The 6,000-nt window shown below is 64.0% G+C and carries 6 protein-coding genes; all 6 read right to left on the reverse strand.

Annotated elements, in window-relative coordinates; genetic code table 11:
• Positions 1-375: 375 nt before the first annotated feature.
• The 6 genes from ACTHNZ_RS03620 to hemL all read right to left on the reverse strand — a co-directional run bounded on the left by ACTHNZ_RS03620 (position 376) and on the right by hemL (position 5,644).
• Positions 376-1,488: an alpha/beta hydrolase family protein gene (locus ACTHNZ_RS03620; protein ID WP_440541126.1), complete on the reverse strand. Its 1,113-nt coding sequence runs from the start codon at positions 1,486-1,488 to the stop codon at positions 376-378.
• Complete coding sequence (locus ACTHNZ_RS03625) at positions 1,485-2,012, reverse strand: AraC family transcriptional regulator (protein WP_440541127.1); 528 nt, start codon at positions 2,010-2,012, stop codon at positions 1,485-1,487. The genes ACTHNZ_RS03620 and ACTHNZ_RS03625 overlap by 4 nt, the downstream gene beginning before the upstream one ends.
• Positions 1,897-2,355 (reverse strand): helix-turn-helix domain-containing protein, encoded by a 459-nt coding sequence (locus ACTHNZ_RS03630; protein ID WP_440541128.1) that lies wholly within the window; start codon positions 2,353-2,355, stop codon positions 1,897-1,899. Before ACTHNZ_RS03630 ends, ACTHNZ_RS03625 begins: the two co-directional genes overlap by 116 nt.
• Positions 2,356-2,550: 195 nt before the next feature.
• A complete protein-coding gene (locus tag ACTHNZ_RS03635; protein WP_440541129.1) occupies positions 2,551-3,180 on the reverse strand; it encodes a riboflavin synthase in 630 nt (209 codons plus the stop codon).
• A gap of 21 nt (positions 3,181-3,201) precedes the next feature.
• A complete protein-coding gene (gene ribD / locus ACTHNZ_RS03640; RefSeq protein ID WP_440541130.1) occupies positions 3,202-4,347 on the reverse strand; it encodes a bifunctional diaminohydroxyphosphoribosylaminopyrimidine deaminase/5-amino-6-(5-phosphoribosylamino)uracil reductase RibD in 1,146 nt (381 codons plus the stop codon).
• 13 nt (positions 4,348-4,360) lie between these two features.
• Positions 4,361-5,644, reverse strand: a complete 1,284-nt coding sequence (gene hemL, locus ACTHNZ_RS03645) for a glutamate-1-semialdehyde 2,1-aminomutase (protein ID WP_440541131.1) — start codon at positions 5,642-5,644, stop codon at positions 4,361-4,363.
• Positions 5,645-6,000 lie beyond the last annotated feature (356 nt).

Here is a 6,000-nt window from a genome sequence, read left to right on the forward strand (position 1 = left end):
ACATCAAAGTGTCGGTCCGTGATGCTCATGTTTATAGGTCCGAGGGTCCGCCTCTGGCGCCTATCGCCGGCCCTGACGATGCCCGCCCGGCGGGCATCCAGCGCTTGGCGGAGACAGCCGCCCGCGTTGTCCCTAGCCGCCGGGCCGAGCATATCTAGCAGCGCCTGCAATTGGCTTTCGGTCACAGGAAACAAGCGCTGTGGCACACATCGCCCGGACACTGGGAGCAAACGTCGACTCGGCCACGCGCGCCACTGAATGTATCGTGGAGGTCGCCAAGGACCTGCGCGGTTATTCCGGGCCCTGAAGCGCAGCGCTGCGGCCGTAGCTATCCGCCTCGGTCACTTTTCCTCAAAAGGGCAGCCAACTCCACATTCATGAACGTAGTGCATGTCCGAAGAAGTCCACGACACGGCGGGCGGTTTGCTGATGGACCGCGTCCCGATCGATTCCCGAACCATCCTTGCAGACCGTCGCGAGCTGGTCGATCATCTGCGGAACGCATGTGTCGAGGAAGGTGTAGTGCGAGGCGCCTTGCACCATTGTAATGTCAGAGGTGGGCAGCAATCTGGCGATGCGGCGAATGTTGGTATCAGTCGGCGCGGTTATATCGGAGGTTCCTGCGGTCAGAGACACTGGAATCCTGACGTCAGCAAAGGATCGTCCGTCGAATGCTTCTCCTAAAGCCGGGGCGATCGCGAACACGGCCTTGATCCGTTTGTCCTGATACGATGCGCCGGCTTTGGCGATGGAGGCTCGCGTCTCGGGCGACATGACGGCGGGAGCTGGATCCCCGGCAACGGTCCCGATTCGGTTCATTTTCGGTGGGTGGCAGATGGCATCTGCCGCCGACGAACGACAGAAGCGCCTGAACGCCCTTAGGTCGGTGCGCGCTCCCGCCAGTTCTAGAACCGTGTATCCACCCAGAGAGAAGCCCACTGCGCCGATTCTTTGGCGGTCGATGTGCATGCCGAATTCCGGATCGCTCAGCAGTGCATCCAATACCTCGCTGACATCGGTGGCGCGTTCCCACCAGAGCATGAAACCCTCACGCGTCAACGCGCCGAGCGCATTATTGCCCGGGTGATTGACGCCGGCCACGATATAGCCGTTGACGGCAAGGGCGGACGCCAGCCAGTCGAGGTCATTTGCGCTGCCGCCGGTTCCGTGCGAGAGCAGAATCAGCGGGTATTTGCACGCAGCCGCTGAAAGCGGGGCGCCCCACGCAATAGGATGTCCGCGAAAAACAGGATGTCCCGGAGAGCCGATATCGTGTGGCCGTTCCAGGATCCGGGCGGCGACCGGGTACCAGAGCGTCGTGATGAGCCGCTCGGTTTTTGCGCCCCGCCAGTCTCGCGCGGCGCTGGGCGCGAATTCCCGTTGCGCTTCTCCGACGTGATAGGCAGTCGTGGCGGATTCGTGCGCACTTGCCGACATGAGCGCGGTAACGAATACGGCTATCGAGGTCAGAGTACGCAGCATGCTCATGCCTCTCGAACCGGGATCGCAAGATCGGTCACGGATTGGTGCTTCAAACCCGACAACGGCGGATTTCTGTACAGTTCGAGTGCTGGTCGGCCGTCGCTCAGGTAGCCGCTACGCGGGAGCCAGCCGTTGAAAAGTGCCCGGAACGTCGGACCGATCAACGCATAGGGCCCCACAAGCCGGGTTGACGCGTATAAACCGCCTTCGAGGCAGATGGGTTGGATCGCGCCAACGGGCTTCATACCAGAGGAAGGAATGATGCCGGCGAAATATCGAAAGCCGTCGCGATGCTCGGGATTGCCGATGCATAGGCCGATGACTTGGTGTTTCTTAGCGGATGTCGCGTCGATGCCGAGTAAGCGCAGCAGCAGTCGGTAGGTTTGCCCGATGGTAGCGGTCGGTCCATCGTGGCTAAGGCACAGTAAGGGTCGATGCCGGCAGCTCGACGGTCGCGACCCGTGTGTCATCCGCCACGATCTGCCCATCGTCCAACTTGTTAGCGAGCGGAACCGGAGAGGCCGAGACATCCCCCTGCCGGGAACGGAAGGTGCCCGGACTGACGCCGGCGAATCTCCGAAACGCCCGTGCAAATGCCTGCGCACTGTCGTAGCCGACGTCCGAGGCCACCGATGTGACGGAGTGGGTGCTATCGGTCAATCGATTTGCAGCCTCCGCCAGTCTCAGTCGCTGAATGGTCTCCGCCACGGTTTCTCCCGTGAGGCTCTTGTAGACGCGATGGAAGTGGAACGGCGAAAAATGGGCGATTGCCGCGAGGCTTTCGAGGGTATGTTGACCGCTTGGCTCTGCGAGAATCGCCTCGACGACACGAGCGATTCGCCGCCGGTAGTCCTGTTCGGTGGCTGATTTCATGGTGAAACAAGCTTAGCTTGTCCGTGCACGATAACCGGTGCAGAGTTTGCGGATTTTTCCCGGACTTAGTCTAAGTGCTCGGTCGGCAATGCTGTGTCGGTGGAGCGGGCGGTAGGTGGGTCCCCAGAATTGACTGCTATATGGCGGCGCGAAGGCAGCCTAAAGCTTGGCGGCTATCTCAGGTTGCTCCGCGAATCATGAGCGGCCTATGGACGACGCCGCCGACAACATCCTTTCGACATACCGCGCAATCAAATCGACCTCCAAGTTGACCTGATCGCCGGCTTTGACGTGCTTGAGCGTCGTCACTTGCACCGTATGCGGGATCAGATTGATCGAGAACTCGGTGCCGTCGTCGCGATCGTCGACGCTGTTGACGGTGAGGCTGACACCATTGACCGTGATCGAGCCTTTGAAAGCGAGGTACCGCCCGATCTCGCGTGGTGCGAGCACGCGCAACTCGTGAGACTCGCCGACGGGTGCAAACCGCACGACGGTCCCGAGCCCATCGACATGCCCCGACACGATGTGGCCGCCTAAGCGCTCATGGGCCGTCAACGCTTTTTCGAGGTTGACCTCCCCCGGCGCTGCAAGGCCGACGGTGCAGTTGAGGCTCTCGCGCGACACATCGACGTCGAACGTGTGGGCCGTCTTCTCCACCACCGTCATGCACGCGCCTTGGATCGCGATGCTGTCGCCAAGCGCCACATCCGTCAGATCGAGCGTTCCCGCATCGATCGTCAGCCGCACCCCGGCTGCGTCGTCGGCGCCGAGCGGCTTCACTGCTTCGATGCGGCCGACGGCCGCGACGATTCCCGTAAACATCGTGTCTGTCCTTATGTGTGTTCAGTGAGGCATCGACGGCGCGAGCGATGGCGATGGCAATGGCGCTTGCAGTCGTGCCAAGATCCGCAGGTCGTCGCCCACGCGGTCTATCGAATGAAAAGCGAGTCGCATCCGCTCGTCGAGCGCCGCCGGCGCGGCAAGGTCGAACATGCCGGCCGAGCCGGCCCCGAGCAGGCTCGGCGCCAGGTAGATCAGCAGTTCGTCGACGCATCCCTCGCGCAGCAACGAACCATTCAGCTTATGTCCCGCTTCGACATGCAATTCGTTGATGCCGCGCTCGCCCAGCACTTTGAGCATCGCCGGCAAATCGACTTTGCCGCGCGAGTTGGCCAGCGACACCACCTCGATGCCGCGCGCCGTCAGCGCTTCGGCTTGCGCCGCGTTGCGTTCGTCAATGCCGGCGCAAAACACGAGCGGCGGCGCGCCGTCGAACAGCCGCGCTTGCAACGGGACATCGAGCCGGCTGTCGACGAGCACGCGCAGCGGCTGACGCGGCGTCTCCACGTCGCGCACCGTCAACTGCGGATCGTCTTCGCGTACGGTGCCGATGCCCGTCAAAATCGCGCAAGCCCGCGCACGCCAAGCATGGCCATCCGCGCGTGCGGCTTCGCCCGTGATCCATTGGCTCTCGCCGCTCGGCAGCGCGGTGCGGCCGTCGAGCGATGCGGCGACTTTCATCCGCACCCACGGCCGCTTGCGCGTCATACGCGACACGAAGCCGATGTTCAGCTCCCGCGCTTCATGCGCGAGGAGGCCGCAGCGCACGTCGATGCTGGCGTCGCGCAGCATGGCCAAGCCGCGCCCCGACACCTGCGGATTCGGATCTTCCATCGCGGCGATGACGCGCTTGACGCGCGCATCGATGAGCGCATGCGCGCACGGCGGCGTGCGGCCGAAGTGACTGCACGGCTCGAGCGAGACGTAGGCCGTCGCGCCTTGCGGATCGTGGCCGCGGCGCCGCGCGTCTTTCAGCGCCTGCACTTCGGCGTGATCCTGGCCCGCCGGCTGCGTAAAGCCTTCGCCGATCGCCATGCCGTCCTTGACGAGCACGCAGCCCACGCGCGGGTTCGGCGTCGTCGTATACATGCCGCGCGCGGCGAGCGTCAGCGCGCGCTGCATATGGATGAAGTCGGCTTCCGAGAACATGAGCGGTGCGCGCTTAAACGGCTTGCGCCGCAAACGCACCGCGCGCCGCTTCGATCGTCGCGTCGAGCACGGCGTCGTCGTGCGCGCTCGACACGAAGCCGGCCTCGTAGGCCGACGGCGCGAAATAGACGCCCGCTTCGAGCATTCGATGGAAGAACGTATTGAAGCGCGCGATGTCGCTGCGCGACACGTCGGCGAAGCTGGCTGGCACCTGCTCGGTGAAGTAAAGGCCGAACATGCCGCCTACGGCATCTGCACTGAACGTTACTCCCGCATCGCGCGCGGCGGCCGCCAGGCCTTTCGCGAGTCGCGCCGTTTGCGCGGCTAGGCGATCGTAGAAGCCTGGCGCTTGGATGAGCTCGAGCGTTTTCAGGCCAGCCGCGACGGCGATCGGGTTGCCTGACAGCGTTCCAGCTTGGTAGACGGCGCCTTCCGGCGCCAGCAGCGCCATGATGTCGCGCCGGCCGCCAAAGGCCGCCGCCGGCATGCCACCGCCAATGACCTTGCCGAGGCAGGTGAGGTCGGGTGCGATGCCGTACATCGCCTGGGCGCCGCCGAGTGCGACGCGGAAGCCGCACATGACTTCGTCGAAGATCAGCACGGCGCCGTGGTGCGTGCACAGGCGCCGCAGCGCTTGCAAGAATTCGGGGTTGCCGCGCACGAGATTCATGTTGCCGGCCACCGGCTCGACGATGACGGCCGCGATCTCGTCGCCGAAGGCGGCGAAGGCTTCTTCCAGCGCCTGCGTGTTGTTGTATTCGAGGACGGTCGTGTGCTTCGCGATGTCGCTCGGCACGCCGGCCGACGTCGGATTGCCAAACGTCAGCAAGCCGGAGCCCGCCTTGACGAGCAGGCTATCGGCATGGCCGTGATAGCAGCCTTCGAATTTGACGATGCGGTTGCGCTGCGTGAAGCCGCGCGCGAGCCGCAGCGCGCTCATCGTCGCTTCCGTGCCGCTCGAGACGAGGCGCACTTTCTCGATCGACGGCATGAGCTTGCAGATTTCCTCGGCGATTTCGATCTCGGCTTCCGTGGGCGCACCGAACGAGAAGCCGTCGGCCAGCACGCGCTGAACGGCCTCCAGAACGTCGGGATGCACGTGGCCGACGATCATCGGGCCCCACGAGCCGATGTAGTCGATATAGCGTTTGCCCTCGGCGTCCCAGAAGTAGGGGCCTTGCGCGCGCTTGACGAAGCGCGGCGTGCCGCCGACGGACCGGAAGGCGCGCACGGGCGAATTGACGCCGCCCGGAATGGTGCGTTGAGCGCGTTCGAATAGAGCTGAGTTCGTGGACATGGCTTTGGCGTGAAGTTCGACGAGTGCCGGTGGCGAAGGCGCGCCAAGCGTGCGCGGCCGGCGTGATGTGTGGGATTGTACCGAAAGCGGCGAGGGGACGGCCGCGGCTGGCCGTTCGGACAAGGAGGCTGGCTTCAAGCGCAGAGAGGGCTGCCGCACGGGAAGGCGGCCGTGTGCCGAGACGGTCGGCCGCCTATCACCGGATGATGGCCAAGAAAAAAGCGCCCCGAAGGGCGCTTTCAAAGTACTGCTCGACGCGATCTTCCGGCGGGCCGAAGCCCAGCCGGATCATGCGTTGCTTATTAGAACTTGTGGCGGATGCCAGCGACGACGAGCGTCTGCGAACGGCCGCTTGC

It is taken from the genome of Trinickia sp. (assembly GCF_051953955.1).
In the GTDB taxonomy this organism is placed as follows: domain Bacteria; phylum Pseudomonadota; class Gammaproteobacteria; order Burkholderiales; family Burkholderiaceae; genus Trinickia.